General features: G+C 61.5%; 14 protein-coding genes. 8 read left to right on the forward strand and 6 right to left on the reverse strand.

Annotated features, from left to right (window positions below):
- Positions 1–76 precede the first annotated feature (76 nt).
- Together ABH944_RS06620 and ABH944_RS06625 are read left to right on the forward strand one after the other, a co-directional pair.
- Positions 77–1,735: a GMC family oxidoreductase gene (locus ABH944_RS06620; protein WP_404604960.1), complete on the forward strand. Its 1,659-nt coding sequence runs from the start codon at positions 77–79 to the stop codon at positions 1,733–1,735.
- 194 nt (positions 1,736–1,929) lie between these two features.
- Positions 1,930–3,234: an MFS transporter gene (locus ABH944_RS06625; RefSeq protein ID WP_404604959.1), complete on the forward strand. Its 1,305-nt coding sequence runs from the start codon at positions 1,930–1,932 to the stop codon at positions 3,232–3,234.
- A 57-nt stretch (positions 3,235–3,291) separates the two neighbouring features.
- Here ABH944_RS06625 and ABH944_RS06630 read toward each other — a convergent pair whose 3' ends face one another.
- Positions 3,292–4,056: an IclR family transcriptional regulator gene (locus tag ABH944_RS06630; protein ID WP_404604957.1), complete on the reverse strand. Its 765-nt coding sequence runs from the start codon at positions 4,054–4,056 to the stop codon at positions 3,292–3,294.
- A gap of 203 nt (positions 4,057–4,259) precedes the next feature.
- Between ABH944_RS06630 and sauS the strand changes: the two genes are divergently transcribed.
- From sauS to ABH944_RS06645, 3 genes are all read left to right on the forward strand, one after another.
- Entirely contained in the window at positions 4,260–5,705 is a 1,446-nt protein-coding gene (gene sauS / locus ABH944_RS06635) for an acylating sulfoacetaldehyde dehydrogenase (protein ID WP_404604955.1), read from the forward strand.
- Positions 5,702–7,327 (forward strand): AMP-binding protein, encoded by a 1,626-nt coding sequence (locus tag ABH944_RS06640; RefSeq protein WP_404604954.1) that lies wholly within the window; start codon positions 5,702–5,704, stop codon positions 7,325–7,327. The genes sauS and ABH944_RS06640 overlap by 4 nt, the downstream gene beginning before the upstream one ends.
- Before the next feature lie 130 nt (positions 7,328–7,457).
- Positions 7,458–8,849 carry an MFS transporter gene (locus ABH944_RS06645; RefSeq protein WP_404604952.1) on the forward strand — a complete coding sequence of 464 codons (1,392 nt, stop codon included), beginning with the start codon at positions 7,458–7,460 and terminating at the stop codon, positions 8,847–8,849.
- A 16-nt stretch (positions 8,850–8,865) separates the two neighbouring features.
- Here ABH944_RS06645 and ABH944_RS06650 read toward each other — a convergent pair whose 3' ends face one another.
- Complete coding sequence (locus tag ABH944_RS06650; protein ID WP_404604950.1) at positions 8,866–9,777, reverse strand: NAD(P)-dependent oxidoreductase; 912 nt, start codon at positions 9,775–9,777, stop codon at positions 8,866–8,868.
- 201 nt (positions 9,778–9,978) lie between these two features.
- Positions 9,979–10,731: an IclR family transcriptional regulator gene (locus ABH944_RS06655; protein WP_404605358.1), complete on the reverse strand. Its 753-nt coding sequence runs from the start codon at positions 10,729–10,731 to the stop codon at positions 9,979–9,981.
- Positions 10,732–11,239: 508 nt separating this feature from the next.
- Between ABH944_RS06655 and ABH944_RS06660 the strand changes: the two genes are divergently transcribed.
- Complete coding sequence (locus ABH944_RS06660; RefSeq protein ID WP_404604948.1) at positions 11,240–12,400, forward strand: 2-aminoethylphosphonate--pyruvate transaminase; 1,161 nt, start codon at positions 11,240–11,242, stop codon at positions 12,398–12,400.
- 43 nt (positions 12,401–12,443) lie between these two features.
- On the opposite strand, the gene ABH944_RS06665 is transcribed toward ABH944_RS06660, so the two are convergent.
- Together ABH944_RS06665 and ABH944_RS06670 are read right to left on the reverse strand one after the other, a co-directional pair.
- A complete protein-coding gene (locus ABH944_RS06665; protein WP_404604946.1) occupies positions 12,444–14,195 on the reverse strand; it encodes a cobaltochelatase CobT-related protein in 1,752 nt (583 codons plus the stop codon).
- Positions 14,195–15,178 (reverse strand): AAA family ATPase, encoded by a 984-nt coding sequence (locus ABH944_RS06670; RefSeq protein WP_404605357.1) that lies wholly within the window; start codon positions 15,176–15,178, stop codon positions 14,195–14,197. Before ABH944_RS06670 ends, ABH944_RS06665 begins: the two co-directional genes overlap by 1 nt.
- A gap of 277 nt (positions 15,179–15,455) precedes the next feature.
- Between ABH944_RS06670 and xsc the strand changes: the two genes are divergently transcribed.
- Positions 15,456–17,288 (forward strand): sulfoacetaldehyde acetyltransferase, encoded by a 1,833-nt coding sequence (gene xsc / locus ABH944_RS06675; protein ID WP_404604944.1) that lies wholly within the window; start codon positions 15,456–15,458, stop codon positions 17,286–17,288.
- 114 nt (positions 17,289–17,402) lie between these two features.
- On the forward strand, positions 17,403–18,440 hold the full coding sequence (gene pta, locus ABH944_RS06680; RefSeq protein WP_404604943.1) for a phosphate acetyltransferase: 1,038 nt from the start codon (positions 17,403–17,405) through the stop codon (positions 18,438–18,440).
- Here pta and ABH944_RS06685 read toward each other — a convergent pair.
- On the reverse strand, positions 18,434–19,729 hold the full coding sequence (locus tag ABH944_RS06685; RefSeq protein ID WP_404604941.1) for a TAXI family TRAP transporter solute-binding subunit: 1,296 nt from the start codon (positions 19,727–19,729) through the stop codon (positions 18,434–18,436). The two genes, pta and ABH944_RS06685, sit on opposite strands and share 7 nt — an antisense overlap.
- Positions 19,730–20,017 lie beyond the last annotated feature (288 nt).

The following is a 20,017-nucleotide window of genomic DNA, read 5'->3' on the forward strand; positions in this document are numbered from 1 at the left end:
AGGTGGAACGAACAATCAATAAATTTCAACGAAACGTATCGAAAATTTGAGAGACAAAAACAAGGAAACGTTAGTAATGGCACGCAGTTTTGACTACGTCATTGTCGGCGCGGGATCGGCTGGCTGTGTCCTCGCCAACCGCCTCTCGGAAAACGGCCGTTATTCGGTGTGCCTGCTCGAAGCCGGTCCCCCGGACCGGTATCTCTGGATTCATATTCCTATCGGCTATGGCAAGACCATGTTTCATCCGGTCTACAACTGGGGCTTCAAGACCGACCCGGATCCAAACATGAATGATCGTCAGTTGTACTGGCCGCGCGGACGCACGCTCGGCGGCAGCAGTTCGATCAACGGGCTGATCTATGTGCGCGGCCAGAAGCACGACTACGACCACTGGAGTGCGTTGGGAAACAAAGGCTGGAGCTGGGAGGAGTGCCTGCCGTACTTCCGGCGGCTCGAACACAACGAGCTGGGGGCGTCGCCAACACGCGGGGTGGACGGACCGCTCTGGGCCTCGACCATCAAGCAGCGTCATGAGCTGGTGGACGCCTTCATTGCTGCATCGAACAAGATTGGCGTGCCGACGGTTCAGGATTTCAACAGCGGCGACCAGGAGGGCGTTGGCTACTACCAATTGACTACGCGAAAGGGCTGGCGTTGCTCGACCGCTGTGGCGTACCTCAAGCCCGCGCGCCGCCGACCGAATCTGCATGTGGAAACCGATGCGCTCGCGTCGAAGATTATTTTCGAAGGCACGCGGGCCGCCGGTATCCGGTACTTGCAGCACGGACAGACGCAAGAGGTGCGCGCGAATCGCGAGGTATTGCTTGCGGCCGGTGCGCTTCAATCGCCTCAATTGCTGCAGGTCTCGGGCGTGGGTCCGGCAGGGCTGCTCGGCGACTTCGGCATTCCGGTGGTCGCGAACCGGCCGGGTGTCGGCGAAAATCTTCAGGATCATTTGCAAGTGCGCCTGATCCATGAGGTCTCGCGGCCGATCTCGACCAACAACCTGCTGAATTCCTGGCAAGGCCGCGCGAAAATGGGCCTGCAATGGGCGCTGTTTCGCGAAGGGCCGCTCGCTGTCGGCATCAATCAGGGCGGGTTGTTTTGCCGCGCGCTGCCCGGCGAAGCAAAGACGCCGGACATCCAGTTCCATTTCTCGACGCTCTCTGCCGATTCCGCCGGCGGCGACGTCCATTCGTTTCCCGGCTGCACCTATTCAATTTGCCAGCTGCGGCCGGAGTCTCGCGGCGTGTTGCGCATTCGCACGAACGACATGCGCGATGCACCGTCGATGCAGCCGAACTATCTCTCGACCGATCTCGACCGTCGCACGACTGTGGCGGGTGTGCGTTTCGCGCGCCGGATTGCCGCCGTGGAGCCCATGGCGTCGCTGATGAAACGCGAGGTCCGTCCCGGCGCCGACGCGCAGACCGACGACGAACTCCTGCAGTTTTGCCGCGAATACGGGCAGACGATCTTTCATCCGTCGGGCACCGCCAAGATGGGCGTGGCAAGCGATCCGCTTGCCGTGGTCGACGAGCGCCTGCGCGTCTACGGCGCCCGCGGGCTGCGCGTGATCGACGGCTCGATCATGCCGACGCTCGTCTCCGGCAACACCAACGTGCCGATCGTGATGGTCGCCGAGAAGGCCTCGGACATGATTCTTGCCGACGCCCGAGCCGACGACCGTTCCATGGCAGCACCTGTTGAAGAGGCCATGGCGTCACATTGAATTTGCATTTAACGTAGCAATCCGAAGTTGTTTAAAGAAGCAAAAAAAGTCCGGGCTGCATTGCTGACCACAATCTGATAACACAGCGTGCGCACCGGGTAATTCGTGCCCCGGAGGAGACAGGTTTTGGGTCATTGGGGTATTGCGTCGGGCGGTTTGCTGAGGCCGCCCGGCCATCCATCGGAGAAGACAGAATGGCAATCGATAACAAGGTTATCCGCCGCGTTGCATTCGCGAGCGTCATCGGGGCCACGGTCGAGTGGTACGACTTTTTCCTGTACGGCGTGGTGGCGGGCATCGTATTCAACAAGCTGTATTTTCCGGCGCACGATCCGCTCGTTTCCACCATGCTCGCTTACGCCACGTTTGCGGTCGGCTTCGTGACACGGCCGCTAGGGGGCATTATTTTTGGCCACTTCGGGGACAAGGTCGGGCGCAAATCCGCGCTCATCTGCACGCTCATCATCATGGGTGTCTCCACAGCGGGAGTGGCTTTCGTGCCGACTTACGCGCAGATAGGCATCTGGGCGCCAATCCTGCTGCTCGCGCTGCGTGTTCTGCAGGGCATCGGGCTCGGCGGGGAGTGGGGCGGGGCCGTGCTGATGGCTTATGAATATGCGCCGCCTAACCGGCGCGGACTTTATGCGAGCCTGCCGCAGATCGGTTTGTCGATCGGCTTGTGCCTTGCGTCGGGCGTGGTGGCCGCCATTTCGAAGCTGCTGCCGGAGACCGCGTTTCTCTCGTGGGGCTGGCGCCTCGCGTTCGCCATGTCGCTCGCGCTGGTGGTGATCGGCCTTTATATTCGCGTCAAGGTCATGGAGACCCCCGAGTTCCTGGCGCTCAAGCGCACCCGGCGCGACGTGAAAGTTCCCTTCATCGACATGATCACGCGGTACCGCCGCTCCGTGCTGCTCGGCATGGGCGCGCGGTGGATTGACGGCGTTTTCTTCAATATCTTCGCCGTGTTCATGATCGGCTATCTCACGCAGCATCTTGCGATGAGCCGGACCGAAGCGCTCACCGGCGTCATGATGGCCGCCATTGTGATGTGTTTCTTTATTCCACTGTTCGGCAAGATGTCGGACCAGTTGGGCCGCACGCGCGTGTACCGGTGGGGTTCGTTGATTTGCGGACTCTCGGTGCTGCCGGCATTCTGGCTGATGGAGAACCAGGGCGGCAACACCATGATCGTATGGCTCGCGATCGTGATTCCGTTCGGTATCTTCTATGCAATGGTCTACGGGCCGGAGGCCGCGCTTTTTGCCGAATTATTCGATGCCGAGGTCCGCTATACCGGTATCTCTTTCGTGTACCAGTTCTCGGGAATCTTCGCGAGCGGCCTGACCCCGATCATTGCAACCGCGCTCATGCGCTTGAACGGCGGCAAACCGTGGGCCGTATGCGTCTACGTGGTGCTGTCCGCGCTGCTGTCGGCATGGTGCGCGCACAAGATGGAACCGCGCAGAGACACATTCGACGCGGTCACCCGGGCTCACTGAGCGACTCTGAATGAGCGGCTGAATGAGGGGCCGCTTGTGCCCCCCTCGGGCCGCTTTTCAATCGTGGAATGTCTTTGCCGTTTCTTCGGCGGCGAGGCGCAGGTCGGGCACGAAGGCGAGCAGGTCGTCGAGTGCGACGCGACCGATCGGCGCCTGCACGGCAATGGCCGCGCAGGCGCGATTGCGATCGAGCATGACCGGCACCGCGATCGCGATCAGTCCCTGCAAGTGTTCCTGGTTGTTGATGGCGAGCAGGCGCCGGCGCGTCGTGCTCAGCTCCTTGCGTAATGCGTCACGGTCGATGATGGTCCGCTCGGAGTAGGCGCGCAGCGGCAGGGTCTCGATCATCCGCTCGCGCCGTTCGCGGGGCATGAAGCTCAGGAGAAGCTTTCCGCTTGCCGAACAGTGCAGGGGCACGTGCGAACCCGGTTGCAAATGCATGCGCAACGGCCACTCCGTCTCCACGCGGTCGACATAGACCACGTCGTTACCCGACAACATTGTCAGGTTGCACGTCTCCCCGATTTTCTCCACCAGTTGTTCCAGCAATGCATGGCGTGCCGCCGCGGGGCCGGCATGCATCAGCACGTTGACCGCGAGCGAACGCACGCGCGGCGAACATTCATACAACCGGTCGCCCGCGCCGCGGGTGATGAGGTAAGCGTCAGTCAACTGCACGAGGATACGATGCACGGTCTGCTTGGGCAGCGCGAGGGCGTCGACGAGATCGGTCATTGAAAGAGGGCGCCCGGCCTGGGCCAGCGTTTCCAGCACCCGGAATGCTCGCACGGCGGCCGCGTTGGATTGATTGGACGTTGACATTCCGTCTCCTGAACGGCGTAAATTTTTTATGGAAGATCTGCATCAACTTTATCGCTTTTCGGGACTGCGAAACGTCCCGAAAACTGCATTTTTCGTGGCTATCGGAGGGGTAGCGAGCGTTGGATCGGAAAACGGGACTTCACTGTGCGCGTGGCTGAGTAGATTGCAATTCATCGTGATTCTTTTAGCCGGAGCAACGCGTAATGAACGGACACATCAGCGCAGTGGAAGCGGAGGCGGCGGCCCGAGCCGATAGCGTCGAACGGAACGTGACGGAACAGGTCGCGCGGGCGCGCACGGCCCAGAAAGAGTTCGGGCAGGCGGGGCAGGAAGTCCTGGACGCGGCGGCCGCCGCTGCGGCATGGGCGATCATGGAGCCGGGCCGCAACCGGCAACTGGCGGAACTCGCCGTCCGGGACACGGGCCTTGGCAACGCCGACGACAAGTTCCGCAAGAACTATCGGAAGACGCTCGGTCTTTTGCGCGACTTGCACGACGCGAAAACCTGCGGCGTGATCAGCCGGAATGCAGCCAGCGGGATTGTCGAGATCGCGCGGGCGGTGGGGGTGGTTGCGGCGATCACACCGTCGACGAATCCCGCCGCCACGCCCGCCAACAAGATCATCAACGCGCTGAAATGCGGCAATGCGGTAATCGTTGCACCTTCGCCGAAGGGCTATTCGTCGTGCGCGCTGCTGATCGAATTCATCCACGCGCAATTCGCCAAGGTGGGCTTGCCGTCCGATCTCGTTCAGGTGCTGCCGCCGCCGATCACCAAGGCGGCAACGGCCGCGCTCCTGAGGCACTGCGATCTCGTGGTCGCGACTGGGTCCCAGGCCAATGTCCGCATGGCTTATACGAGCGGGACGCCCGCGTTCGGCGTGGGTGCGGGGAACGTGGCGTCGATTGTTGCCGCATCGGCGGACCTGAATGACGCGGCGCGGAAAATCCGCCTCTCCAAGACCTTCGACAACGCCACCAGTTGCTCGTCCGAAAACAGTGTCGTGCTGGTGGAGGCGGTGTATCGGTCCGCACTCGACGCACTCGCTGAAAACGGCGGGGTGTTACTCGACGCGGCTCAGAAAGAACGCCTGCAAGCCGTGATGTGGACCGGTGGCAAGCTGTCCGCTTGTTGCACGGCGAAGTCGGCAGTTGAAATTGCGCGGTTGGCGGGTCTTGATGACATCGCGGCCAAGGCGCCGGCTTTCCTGATGGTCGAGGAAGACGGTTTCGGCGTGGAGCATCCGTTCTCCGGCGAAAAGCTTTCACCCGTTCTGACGATTTACCGCGCAAGGGATTTCACCGATGCGACCTCGATCGTGCAACGCATTTATGCCTACATGGGCGCGGGGCACTCGGTCGGGCTGCATTCCGCCGATCCCGCGGAGGCCGTGCAACTCGGCATGAACTTGCCGGTTGCACGCGTTATCTCCAACCAGGCGCATTGCCTCGCAACGGGGGGCAACTTCGACAACGGCCTGCCGTTTTCGCTATCGATGGGCTGCGGCACCTGGGGCCGCAACAGCTTCTCCGAGAACCTCGGTTTTCGCCATTACCTGAATATCACGCGGGTTGCGTATCCCATCGAAGAACGGGTTCCGGAGATGGACGACCTGCTCGGCGATTTCTTCAGGAGGTATGGCCGATGAACACGCCTGCCACCTTGCGCGCGTTGATCGACGAACGCGCCACGCAGTTCCCCGACAAACCTTTCCTGCTCGCGCCAGTTGAGGACGAGACAAACGCGACGTCGAATGCCGGTCGCGCGGGCGTGCTGACGTTCGGTCAATTGCGCGATGCTTGCCAGACGCTTGCACTCCGTTTTCGCGACGCGGGGTTGCAGTCGGGCGATGTCGTCTCGGTGTTCATGGGCAATGGCATCCAGACGGCCACGCTGCTGCTCGCCGCGATGTACAGCGGTCTCGTCGCCCATCCGTTGAACCTGCTATGCCAGCCGTCGCAGGTGCGTTACATCGTGGAGCATTCCGACACACGGGCAATATTTGTATCCGATGAATCGCGGGCAGCGATTACGTCCGCCATTGCGGCGTTGCGCGACGAAGGTTTCAATCGCGAGATCCTGCTTGTCACCACCGAGCCCGACGCGCTTGAAGCGCCGGTGTTTGCACCACCGGAACTCGCGCTCGCCGATGCCGTGGCACAGCCTCTGGCGCGGCCTGTTGCATCGAAGCCGGTTAGCGACAGCGAGAACCCGCCGTGCGCCGAAGACGTTGCACTTCTCATGTACACGTCGGGGACGACCGGTCAGCCGAAAGGCGTGCTCCTGACGCATCGGAACCTTCTGGTGAACGCGCGCACGATCACGGCCGAACATCGGCTCACCGCCGACGATCGCGTACTCGCCTCGCTGCCGCTCTTTCATATCAACGGTCTCGTGGTGACGCTGCTGGCGCCGCTGTTTCACGGCGGGTCAGTGGTGGTGCCGCCGCGTTTTTCCGCTCGCACGTTCTGGCGTGATGTCACGCGCCACGGCTGCACCTGGATCAATGTCGTGCCCACGATCGTGGCGTATCTTCTCAACCAGCAGGATGACCACGCCTTTGACCTGTCCGCACTCAAGTTCTGCCGCAGTGCGTCCGCGGCGCTGCCGGTCGAGCATCACCGGGCGTTCGAAGCACGCTTTGGCGTCGGCGTGATCGAAACAATGGGCATGACGGAGACCGCCGCCCCTGTATTTAGTAATCCCTATGAGATGGCGCGGCGGCGGGTTGGCAGTATCGGCTTGCCATCCGGTGCGAGCGCCCGGGTGATCGACGCGCACGGCCGTGATTGTGCCAACGACGAATGCGGCGAGATCGTGTTGTGCGGCGAACAGGTGATGAGCGGTTACTACAAGCGCCCGGAAGAGACGAGAGCGGCGTTCACCGAGGACGGGTGGCTGCGCACGGGTGACCTCGGCTACCGCGATGCGGAAGGTTATTTCTACATCAATGGCCGCTCCAAGGAACTGATCATCAAGGGCGGCGAGAACATCGCGCCGCGCGAGATTGACGAGGCGTTGCTGAAACACCCGGGCGTGCTGGACGCAGCAGTAGTCGGCGTGCCGGATACGGCTTATGGGCAGGAGATCATGGCTTTCGTCGTGCCGCGTGAGGCCGATGGCCCGCTCGCCCTCGATCTCACCGATCTCAGGAATCACTGCCTGCGCGAACTCGGCCGCTTCAAGACGCCTAAGGAATTCCGCCTGATCGATGAGCTGCCGCGCGGGCCGTCGGGCAAGGTGCAGCGGCTGAAACTGCTGCAAGGCTGACCTGCAAAGCCTGACGACAGCCACTCACGCGAAGGAAGCACTCGACACAGATAACGCAATACGGAATAAGCAGCACCGAAGCAGCGATCACGAACGTCAAAGACGTCACATGGAAGAGACAGGAGACAGCATGGAACAGCAATCGACGCATCCGCGGCGTGTGAAGACGCGTCACATCATTCTTGCAGTCATGTGCCTGATGTATTTCATCTCGTACATCGATCGCGTGAACATTGCCGTGGCAGGTCCTATCATCCGGCATGAGATGGGGCTGACATCGGGGCAGCTTGGCCTTGTGTTCTCCGCGTTCGCGTATCCGTATGCCGTCATGCAGATCGTGGGTGGCTGGCTTGCCGACAAGTACGGACCCAAGCGCGTGCTGACCGTGCTCTCACTCATCTGGGGCGTTGCAACACTTGCGACCGGTTTCGCCGGCAGCGTGGCGATGCTCGTCGGCTTGCGTTTCATGCTTGGCGTAGGCGAGGGCGGTGCCTTTCCGACGGCTACCCGTGCCTTTACCTACTGGATGCCGGTCGCCGAGCGCGGTTTTGCGCAGGGCATCACGCATAGCTTCGCGCGGCTCGGCGGCGCCGTCACGCCGCCGCTCGTACTCGCGGTGGTCGCGACAGGTGGATGGCGCGATGCTTTCATCCTGCTCGGTGCCGCGAGTCTTGCCTGGACCGTGCTTTATTTGTGCGTGTTTACGAACTCTCCCGAACAGCACCGTCGCATCACGCCGCAAGAAACAGCGGAGATAGGTTATTGCGTGGGTGACTGCGACCGCGCCAAACAGTGCGCTACACCGTGGCGAAAGCTCATGCACCGGATGTGGCTGGTGACGTTCGTCGATTTTTGCTACGGCTGGCTGCTGTGGGTGTATCTGACGTGGCTGCCGTCTTATCTCAAGGAGTCGCGCGGATTCGACCTCAAGCAACTCGCGCTTTTCACGGCATTGCCGCTGCTGGCGGGGGTGATAGGCGACACGCTCGGCGGGACCTTGTCCGACCAGATCTTCAAGATGACCGGCCGGCTGCGCTTCGCTCGCTGCTCAATCCTTGTGGTTGGGCTGGGCGGCTCGCTCGCGTTCCTGGTGCCTATGGTCAGTACAGCGAATCCGCTGACGGCCGTGCTGTTCCTGTCGGCGTCGTTTTTCTTCCTTGAGATTACCAATCCCGTGCTCTGGACACTGCCACTCGATATCGCGGGCAAATACGCAGGCACCGCCGGCGGCATGATGAACACCGGCTTCGGCGTGGCGGGCATGGTGTCACCGGTCGTATTTGGTTACCTGATCGAAACGACCGGCAGCTATAACGTGCCGTTCACCATCTCGGCGTGCTTGCTTGGCGCGGGTATGGTGGCGGCGCTGTTTATCAACCCGCTGAAAACCGTTGATGCCGACGAAGAACGCGACCGCACCGCGGCCACCTCGCTCGACGGTTTGCCGGCGTTCGTGCACGCAGCACCCGGCCTGGCGCTTGAGCGGCATCACTTGCGCCGGCCGTTGCGCTGGCGCAAGTGAAGGTCGGCTCCCGAGTTCAGCTCTTGAGTTTGCGCAGGCGCCAGATCAGGCTGGACGTGTCGAAGCGTTTGCCGCCAAGGGCCTGTACGTCGCCGTAGAACTGGTCGACGAGCGCGGTCACGGGCAGCGAAGCGCCGTTGCGCTTCGCTTCGTCCAGACAGAAGCCCAGGTCCTTGCGCATCCAGTCGACGGCAAAACCGTAGTCGAACTTGCCATCGATCATGGTCTTGCCGCGATTGTCCATCTGCCAGCTTGCCGCGGCGCCCTTGCCGATCACATCGAGTACGAGCGGCATGTCGAGGCCCGACAACTGGCCGAAATTGATCGCCTCTGACAGGCCCTGAACCAGTCCCGCGATGCAGATCTGGTTGACCATCTTGGCCAGTTGTCCGGCGCCGGCCGGGCCGATCAACGTAACGGCCGTCGCGTAGTGATCGAGGGTCGCGCGGACTTGATCAAAGACCTCCGAAGCGCCGCCGCACATGATGGTGAGCTTGCCGTTCTGCGCACCCGCCTGGCCGCCGGACACGGGGGCGTCCACGAAGGCCAGCCCGCGTGCATCCGCGATCTCCGCAAGTTCACGCGCGACGTTGGCGGATGCTGTCGTGTGGTCGACGAATGTGGTTCCCTGTGTCATGCCGGCGAAAGCGCCGTCGTCGCGCAGCGTGATGCTGCGCAGGTCGTCGTCGTTGCCCACGCAGGCCAGCACCAGGTCTGCTTTCGATGCGGCTTCGCGTGGTGTCCGCGCCGCCTGTCCGCCGTGCTCGGCCACCCATTGTTCCGCCTTGGCGTGCGTCCGGTTATACACCGTGACGTCGAGGCCGGCTTTGGCGAGGTGGCCGGCCATCGGATAACCCATGACGCCTAGTCCAAGAAACGCGACGCGGCGCACGGAGCCGCCGGAAGAGGAGTTTGCAGGTTCGGTCACGTGTGGATCCTTTCAGAGTGGGAGAGAGAAAAACCGATTATCCCAGCGATGGACGGCGTTTGCTTTACAGCCGCTGCGCCGAACGCGGATCGATTGTTCCAGGTGTCTCTTATCCTAAGGGGAATTTAGCGTGTCAAATCTGGACGAGCATGTCACTGCCCATGATGGAGCAGCGTCTCCGTTTTCAGGCACCGGGATACGCTAGAAAGTTTTCGCGAGCTCCCGCGCGGCTTCCTGCATCCGCGGCACGAATTCGAGCGCGCGTGACAGCGGAGCCCGCGAGACGGGCGCATGCACCGCTATAGCCGCGATGCATTGGTCGCTTGCGTCCATTACGGGCGCAGCCACGCAAACAATGCCGACCACGAACTCCTCATTGTCGATGGCGACACGCTTGCGCGCGGTCCGGTCAAGTTCTGCGTCGAGCAGCTCAGGGTCGGTGATGGTATTCGGCGTGAGGCGCTCAAGTTTCAGCGCACGAACGATCGCGCCGCGCAGTTCGCGCGCTTGCATCGCCAGCAGCAGCTTGCCGCTTGCGCTGCAATAGACGGGGACATGAGAGCCGGGTTTCAGGTCGAGACGCAGCGGCCACGGCGCTTCCATCCTGTCGAGATAGAGCACTTGCGCCCCGTGAAGCATGGTCAGGTTGCAGGTCTCGCCGAGATCGGCGACAAGGTGTGCGAGGATTGCATGACGCACGCGGCGTGCACCGGAGTGCATCATCACGCCAAGGCCCAGTTGAGCGAGCCGCGGCCCGATGACATAGCCGTTCTTGTGATCGGGTGCGCGGATCACTAGGCCGCCCGCTTCGAGAGAAGCCAGCATCCGGTGCAGCGATGCCTTGGGCAAACCCACGTCGTGCGCAATGTCCGCAAGCGACACGGGTCCCTCTGCAGCGACCAGATGTTCGAGCAGCGCGAACGTGCGCAGCGTCGGTGTGTGCGCTTCCTTCATTTGCGTCATTCTGGAAAACGGGTCGGCCAAATTGTAGGCAAGCCTTCTGCCATCGTCCGTTTGCGCGGTGCCGTAGCTGCCTGGGTTAACGGCGCCAATCTCAATTCCGGAACGAGTTTCACCGGCGTCGGTCAGGTCCGCGGCAGTGGTCGTTTCGGTGTAGTCGGTCGGCACGGTGAATCCGGATCAAAGAGGTTCTGACATGACTTCGTGTTTTCTTATAAAACGGAATATATAGTTCCGAAAAACACTAGTAATGTAGAAAGATAAAATAAGATCAATCCATCGTCAATTCATATTTCAATAAACGGTATGATTTGTATCTATTAATGATGTGTTTCCGGGCCGCGACCGGCGCTAAGGCATCGCAACAGGCGGTACGCGGTTAAAATGTCGCCACGCGCCGAGGGCCTTGGCAGACGTGAACGCCTCGCAGCCTGCGAATCACACGCCTATCTGCTCTTCGTGCAGCCTTTGAACGCCACACATCGATACGGATACCTTTCCCATGAATCAATCCGCGGTCCTCAAACCAGCCGCTACCGAAACGGGCGATCCATTCCTCCTGACGCCCGGGCCGTTGACTACCTCGCGTACCGTCAAGGCATCGATGGTGCACGACTGGGGCTCGCGTGATGCGAGCTTCATCGCAATCAACAAGGCCGTGCTCGCGCGACTCGCCGAGATCGTTCACGGCGAGGGCGACTATGTAACCGTGCCCATGCAAGGTTCCGGCACGTTTGCCGTCGAAGCCATGCTGACCAGTTTCGTGCCGCCTGCGGGCAAGGTCCTCCTGCTCATTAACGGCGCTTATGGTCAGCGCGCCAAACGCATTCTCGACATTGCGCGGCGCAAGACCGTCACGCATGAAACGGCCGAAGACGCGCCGCCGGACCTGAAAAAGGTCGAGGCCATCTTGAAGCGCACGCCTTCGATCACGCATATATTCGTCGTCCATTGCGAAACGACCTCGGGCATTCTCAACCCGATTGCCGAGATCGGTGCGCTCGCAGCCAAGTACAAAAAGAGCTATCTCATCGACTCGATGAGCGCGTTCGGCGCACTGCCTGTTGATGCACCCGCGATTCACGCCGACGCTGTGGCGGCATCGTCGAACAAGTGCATAGAGGGCGTACCAGGACTCGGTTTTGTCGTGTGCCGGCGCGACGCGCTTGCAGCGACGAAGGGCAACGCCACCACGCTGGTTCTCGACCTGCACGACCAATGGGCGAATTTCGAAAAGACCGGGCAGTACCGGTTCACGCCACCGACGCATGTGATCGTCGCGTTTCACCAGGCGCTCGAGGAATTCAATGCGGAGGGCGGTGTCGAGGGGCGAGGGGGACGGTATGGGAACAACTGCCGCGTGCTGGTCGACGGCATGAAGGCGCTCGGTTTTGAGCTCTTGCTGAAGACGGATTTACAGGCGCCGATCATCGTGACCTTCCGCATGCCTACTCATCCGGGCTTTGTCTTCGAACGTTTCTACGATGGCCTCAAAACGCGCGGTTATGTGATCTATCCCGGCAAACTGACGATTGCGGAATCGTTTCGTATCGGCTGCATCGGCCGGCTCTACGAAAAGGAGATGCACGGTCTGATCGCCGCGGTGCGCGACGTGCTGGATGAAATGGAAATAACCAGCCTGAGCGCCACGGCTACGGCATAGGGACATAGCAGGCGGCATGCCCGGCATAAGCGCATTTGCGTGCTTACCTGACACCCGCTGCATGCCTGCGCCCGCCGATCCATCGCACGAGTTCGCCGAGCATCGGCATGGTGGGCGGCACGGACAGGTCCATCGCGAGGCAATGCCGGTAGTACGGGCTGAGGTCCAGCCCAACACCTAATCCCAGCACCTCCACATCTCGCACGGCCTCGTACCGTGCGATGACCTCCCGCAGATGATTGTCGAGATAACTCGCGTGGTTGGCAAGGACGGTGGCGCCCTCCATCGGACTGCCGTCTGAAATCACAATCAGGATCCGCCTACGCTCGGCGCGGGCAAGCAGCCGCGTGCAGGCCCAGTCGATCGCCTCGCCATCCACGCCTTCGCGAAACAGGTCCGCCTTGAAGAGCGCGGCGATATCGGCGCGGGCCCGTCGCCAGTTGGTGGACGCATCCTTGAACACCATGTGCGAGAGTTCACAGAGCCGGCCGGGATGAGGCGGGCGCCCGCGCGCCAGCCAGTCGAGCCGGGCCCGGCCGCCGTTCCAGGCGCCCGTGGTGAAACCCAGCACCTCGGTAGTCACGCCCGCCTGGTCCAGGGCGCGCACGAGCGTGTCCACCATGACGGTCACCGCTTCAATGTGTGCGCGCATCGAACCCGAACAGTCGATCAGGAAACTGACAGCGCAATCGGCCAGCGGCGTGTTCCGTTCCAGCAGGAACAGACGTCGCTCAGCAGGAGAGCTAACCAGTTGCGCGAGGCGCCTGCCGTCAATGCGGCCATGTTCCTCTCCGAACGACCAGCCGTCGCGCTGCGCAATGGCGAGGGCGATCCGCAGCGCGTGGGCCAGCCGTGGCACGTTGATGCCTTGCGTTGCAATGAGGGCGTCAAGGCGTTCCCGATACTCCGTCAGCAGCGCCTTGCGCACGAGCGCACCCGGGTGAATCTCCTGGTCATGGCGCTGGGTGAAAATACGATAATCGTCGCTGGATGCCCCCGGCACGCGTCCCACGCCGGCAACGGCTGCAGCTATCGACTCGTCTTCATCTGCGTTCTCGTTGTCATCGAAATCGAACCATAGCGATAACGCCGTGCGGGTGGCCTCGTCATCCGTTTTATCCGCTGAATCGTCCAACGTATACTGCTCGCGCACGTCCCGGATCATTTCGCTCACCAGGCGCGCCATCTCAAGCGCGTGGACCGCAAACGCACGCTGCTCTCCTCGATGCCGCCGCAGCCCCGCCAGCGACATACCGAGCACCGGTGCGATTGCTGCGCGCGTGTGTTCTATCAAGCCCTCGGTTTCTTCAAGCACTGGCCAGCCCGAGAGGCGTGACCAGGAAATTTGCGCGACGGTATAAAGCAGGTTGCCGATATGGCTTTCCGCCTGTCCGGAGCGATAAAAACCTCGCGACCAGGCTTCGAACCGGCGACGCAGGTTTGACACCAGACCCGGCATGCCGGGCGGCACCAGGCTTTCGCAGCGTAGTTGCTCAAGCAGTTCGAATACGAGGCGCTCGACCGGCTCGGCGGGGCATAACCGGCCATGCAGGGTCGCATCCGAACGCATGAGACGCAGGGCGGCGGCATCGGCCGCGCCACGCAGGCAGTCCAGCCTGTTCGCCACCGTTTCGCGGCGCAGATGCGGCGCATTGAGCGGCAGCGGGCGCAGGTCGCGGCACAAGCGGCCGTTGCGGTAGTCGAGCGAGGCATCGCCTGTGAGGGCACGTACCGTCGATGCACACAGGTTCTCGCGCTGCTCGCGGCGTCGAGCCGCCTGCCTGTCCGGATCCATCAGCGAGACTCGTTGGCGAGGCTCTCGCGCTCGGACGTGGGGTCCAGCTCCTTGCCAAAGCAGCGCTGGAAATACTCGGCAACGATCGGCCGCTCCGCCTCGTCGCACTTGTTCAGGAATGTCAGACGAAAGGCGCGCGCCGGATCGTGGAAGATCTGGCAGTTTTCTGCCCAGTCGATCACCGTACGCGGCGACATGAGCGTCGATACATCTCCTGTCGTGAAACCCTTGCGCGTGAGTTCGGCCACGCTCACCATCGATTCAATCAACGCACGGCCGGCGTCGTCGGCAAGCTCCGGCACTCGAGCGAGCACGATCCCCGCTTCTTCGGAACGCGGCAGGTAGTTGAGCGTGGCGACCACGTTCCAGCGGTCCATCTGCGCGTGGTTCAGCATCTGCGTGCCGTGATACAGCCCGTTGATGTTGCCCAGGCCCACCGTGTTGGTGGTGGCGAACAGGCGAAAGTACGGATGCGGCCGGATCACGCGATTCTGGTCGAGCAGGGTGAACCTGCCGTCGCGTTCCAGAATCCGCTGGATCACGAACATCACGTCGGGGCGGCCGGCGTCGTATTCGTCGAAGATCAGCGCGACCGGGCGCTGCAGCGCCCACGGCACGATGCCTTCCTGGAACTCCGTCACCTGCAAGTCGTCGCGCACCACGATCGCGTCTTTTCCCACCAGGTCGAGGCGGCTGATATGACCGTCCAGATTGATGCGTACGCACGGCCAGTTGAGCCGCGCCGCGACCTGTTCGATATGCGTCGATTTGCCCGTGCCGTGCAGCCCCTGGACCATGACCCGGCGGTTGCGGGCGAAGCCCGCGAGGATCGCGGTCGTCACTTCCGGGTTGAAGCGATAAACCTCGTCGATTTCCGGAACGTGATCGTCAGGTTCGCTGAAGGAGGGCACCACCAGGTCGGAATCGATGCCGAATAAGGCGCGCACCGCGACCATCCTGTCCGGCTTGTTCATTGTGCTCATCCCGTTCGTTGCACCGCCCGTCATACCGGCTGTCACGCCGCTGGCTGCACCATCAGTCACTTCCGTCTCCTCGCTCTCGGGTCAAACGCGGCGGCGCCTTCTTCCACGCGGCCGGCTTCCTGGCGTCCATGATAGCTTTCTTCTTTTTTAGATACAAATCGTACCGCTTATTGTAAATGTGGATTGACGACCGGTTGATCTTATTTTATCTTTCCTCGTGATTTCAACTTTTCGGAACTTGACGTTCCGTTTTATCGGTACATCCGGAGACACCACCATGAGCGAGCAAGACCCCGCAGCCAGGAGCGCTTCTTCCACCGCCGCCCGCACCGGTCCCCAGGCCATGACCCCGTCCGAAGCGTTCGTTGAAACGCTGGCCGCCAACGGCGTCACCGAGATGTTCGGCATCATGGGCTCGGCCTTCATGGACGCCATGGACATCTTCGCGCCAGCAGGTATTCGTCTGATTCCCGTGGTCCACGAGCAGGGCGCGGGCCACATGGCCGACGGTTATTCGCGTGTCTCCGGGCGCCATGGCGTGGTTATCGGTCAGAACGGGCCGGGGATCAGCAACTGCGTCACGGCTATTGCAGCGGCTTACTGGGCGCACAGCCCGGTGGTGATCGTGACGCCCGAGGCCGGCACCATGGGCATCGGGCTGGGCGGGTTCCAGGAAGCGCGCCAGTTGCCGATGTTCCAGGAGTTCACCAAGTACCAGGGCCACGTCACGCATCCCGCGCGCATGGCTGAATTCACCGGACGCTGTTTCGATCGCGCCAAGGCCGAGATGGGTCCGACCCAGCTCAATATCCCGCGCGATTATTTCTATGGCCAGATCAAGGCCGAGATCCCGAAACCGCAGAACCTGGATCGCGGCCCCGGCGGCGAACAGAGCCTGAACGAAGCGGCGGAACTGATCGCACAGGCGAAGTTCCCCGTGATCATCTCGGGTGGTGGCGTGGTGATGGGCGATGCCATCGAGCAGTGTCAGGCGCTGGCCGAGCGGCTCGGCGCACCGGTGGTCAACAGCTACCTGCACAACGATTCGTTTCCGGCGAAGCATCCGCTGTGGTGCGGCCCGCTGGGCTACCAGGGCTCCAAGGCGGCCATGAAGCTGCTGGCGCAAGCCGATGTGGTGATCGCGCTGGGTTCGCGCCTCGGACCTTTCGGTACGCTGCCGCAGCACGGCATGGACTACTGGCCCAAGGACGCGAAGATCATCCAGATCGATGCCGATCACAAGATGCTCGGACTGGTGAAGACGATCTCGGTGGGCATTTGCGGCGATGCGAAGGCGGCAGCCATCGCACTGAGCCAGCGGCTCGACGAGCGCACGCTCGCGAGCGACGCCACGCGTGAAGAACGCGCCCGTCAGATTGCCGCAGAGAAGGCGGCGTGGGAGAAAGAACTCGACGAGTGGACCCACGAGCGCGATGCCTACAGCCTGGACATGATCGAGGAGCAGAAGCACGAGCGGCCGCTGGGCGGCGGGCAGTATTTGCACCCGCGTCAGGTGCTGCGCGAGCTCGAGAAGGCGATGCCAGAGGACGTGATGGTGTCCACCGACATCGGCAATATCAACTCGGTGGCCAACAGCTATCTGCGCTTCAACAAGCCGCGCAGCTTCTTTGCCGCGATGAGCTGGGGCAATTGCGGGTATGCATTTCCGACCATCATCGGGGCGAAGGTGGCGGCGCCGCACCGGCCGGCGGTGTCCTATGCGGGTGACGGCGCCTGGGGCATGAGCCTGATGGAGACCATGACCTGCGTGCGCCACAACATCCCGGTGACAGCGGTCGTGTTTCATAACCGGCAGTGGGGCGCGGAGAAGAAGAACCAGGTCGACTTCTATAACCGGCGCTTCGTGGCGGGTGAGCTGGATAACCAGAGCTTCGCGGAGATTGCCAAGGCAATGGGCGCAGAAGGGATCGTGGTGAATCAGCTTGAAGACGTGGGGCCCGCGCTCAAGCGTGCGATCGACTTGCAGATGAATCACGGCAAGACGACCATCATCGAGATCATGTGTACGCGCGAACTCGGCGATCCGTTCCGCCGGGATGCACTGGCCAAACCCGTGCGCCTGCTCGACAAGTACAAAGACTACGTGTGAACGTTCCATCTTCCGGGGGCTGACGCTCTCGTGGAACCCGACGTGCTGGAAGCGGATTGCCGCCGTTTCCAGCACCGGTTTTTCCCGTCTTTGGAAACCGTGACCGAGTGACCCATGAAGCCGATTAACCGCATCATCGAGCGCGCCCGCGTTCACCCCATGCGCATCGTACTGAGCGAGGCGGAGGACCCGCGGATTCTCCAGGCGGCGCAACGCGTGACCGTCGAACGCATCGCCCGTGTCATTCTGGTGGGGGATGCCCCCCGTATTATTCAAGCTGCGGCCAGTGAGGGTATCGACCTGGCCGGTATCGAACTGGTGGATGCGTCCAGTTCGCCGCTGGGGCCATCTTTGTACCGGTCCCTCTTCGAGTTGCGATCGGCCAAGGGCATGACGCTGGACGAAGCGAAGCGGGAAGTGCTCAACCCGCTCTGCTTTGCCAACCTGATGGTTCGGTTTGGTTATGCCGATGGTTCGGTATCCGGAGCAGTTAATACTACGGCCGACGTGGTCCGAACCGCGATTCAGGTCATCGGTACCGATCCGGCGTTCAAGCTGGTTTCAAGCTTCTTTTTGATGATGCTGTGCGAGCCTTTCCACACGCTGAAGGGCGGCCTTATTTTCTCCGATTGCGCTCTGGTGGTGAACCCCGACGCGGGTGAACTGGCCGAGATCGCGATGGCTGCAGCGGACAGCGCGCAAAACCTTCTGATGGATGAACCGCGCGTGGCCATGCTGTCATTCTCGACGAGCGGCAGCGCCCGGCATGCGGCGGTCGATAAAGTGGTGGAGGCAACGGGCCTTGTCAGGCAACGCCGTCCTGACCTGGCGATAGATGGCGATGTGCAGCTCGACGCGGCGCTGGTTGCGGAAATAGCCGAACGCAAGATCGATCACTCGAACGTCCACGGCCGGGCCAACGTGCTGGTTTTTCCAGGTCTGGAGGCCGGTAATATCAGCTACAAACTCGCGGAAAGAGTGGGCGGCGCCAAGGCAATCGGTCCACTATTGCAGGGCCTTCGAAAGCCCGCCAACGACCTTTCACGCGGCTGCAGCGCCGAGGACATCTACTACGTCATTGCCGTGACCGTGGTGCAGGCGCAAGCGGCATTGGCCACCGAACAAGCATCCATCAATGACGCCGTTCATTGAATCCTTGCGGCCGCCTGGGAAATCCGCTCCCGAACGACGCCTATTGCCTGCTTGAGGGCATAAACGTCCTGAAAATAGCGCTGAGGCATTCTTATCTGGCTGGCGTTCGCGTCAATGTTCTCGATCTCTTCGCGCCATTGCGCAATCTGGTCCGGGGTGGGCTGCGGCGTTCTCCATATTTCATCTTCGAGCGATTTGATTTCCCGATACCAGACCACGAGCCGGTTTTTGATCCGCGCAGCCGCCATGCGCGGCAATGCTTGCAGCAAGCCGATCAGCAGGGCCATGAAGGGCACCAGGATCAGCAGGCGTCTTTCGATAAAGCTGGCCAGCCAGAACGGAAGGTATCGCTGCAGGAAAGGGCGGCCGGATTTGAAGTAGCGCACGCTTTCATCCGAGATGGGAAATTCATCGGTGTTCAGGTTGGGAAATGCACCGAGCGGCGTGAAGTAATCTTCGCCGCCGTGCACGGTCCTGGCCGCTTCCAGCAACAGGTAAGCGAGCGCCGGGTGCAAGGTGTCCTTCGACACAAGGAGAGCCGTGGCTGCCAGCAGGGTGACATCGGCCCGCGGAAGATCGTTGACGATGCTGGTCGACGCGCGCGGAAAAGTGATCCTGGAGAGCGACGGGAATTTTTGCACCAGTGCGTCGGCCTGGGCAAAACTCATCAGCTTCAGGTCGCTGTTAAGCAGTGTTTGCTGCATGGACGCGTCTGGCCTGCCGATAAAGAAAGCGGCATCCAGCGTGCCATTTTCGAGCGCTTGATAGGCCTTGGTCGCGTCCATTTCCAGCAGCGTGGTGTTGTCTCCGGTGACGCCGCTATAAGAGAGCAGTACCTGGGCGACGTTGAGGAGGCCGCTGCCGGGAACACCGGTGGCAATCCGCTTGCCGCGTAGTTGCGCCAGCCGGTTGACGATCGTATCGCCACGATAAAATACCCAGATCGGTTCATATGAAACAGCAGCGATGGTTTGCAGGTCATCTGTCTCTTTCGGACTGGTGGTGCCCGACTGGATGAAGCCCACTTCGTATTCGCTGTCAGGATCTTTCAGCCGCTGATAATTTTCGATCGATCCGGTAGAGCCGCGGATGTCGAGCGTAATACCGTCGCGCTTCAGGAGTGGGGCATACCGATCCGCAAAGCCGCGATAAATGCCGTTGTCGGCCCCGGTTGTAATGACAATGGTGCGCTGGACGGCGGGCTTCAGCACGATCGCCAACGCCCAGCCTAGTGCGGCGATCAGCAGTACGGCGCCCATGATGAGAAGCCGCCTGCGCCCCGGCGTCATGGGAGGTTTCTGGCTACGATGAAGCGCTGGGTTGTGCCTGGGCATTGCTTGGCCTTTTCGTCAGGTCTAGCGCGTGTGGGCGGCACGTGAAAGCCTGTCCTTCACGGATGGATGGGCATGCTCTGGAAGGAGAGGATGTTAAGCGTTGACGAAACGAAGCCCGGCGTCGCTCAACAATTTTTCTCGCGGCTTATCTCATCGCTTATATATATCATCCTTGTCAAGACTGTCACTATAACGATGACCTTGGCCTTATGTTCAAGCAGACATAACGGCGCGGAGGTGACA

Source organism: Caballeronia udeis (assembly GCF_044909315.1).
Taxonomy (GTDB): Bacteria; Pseudomonadota; Gammaproteobacteria; order Burkholderiales; family Burkholderiaceae; genus Caballeronia; species Caballeronia udeis_A.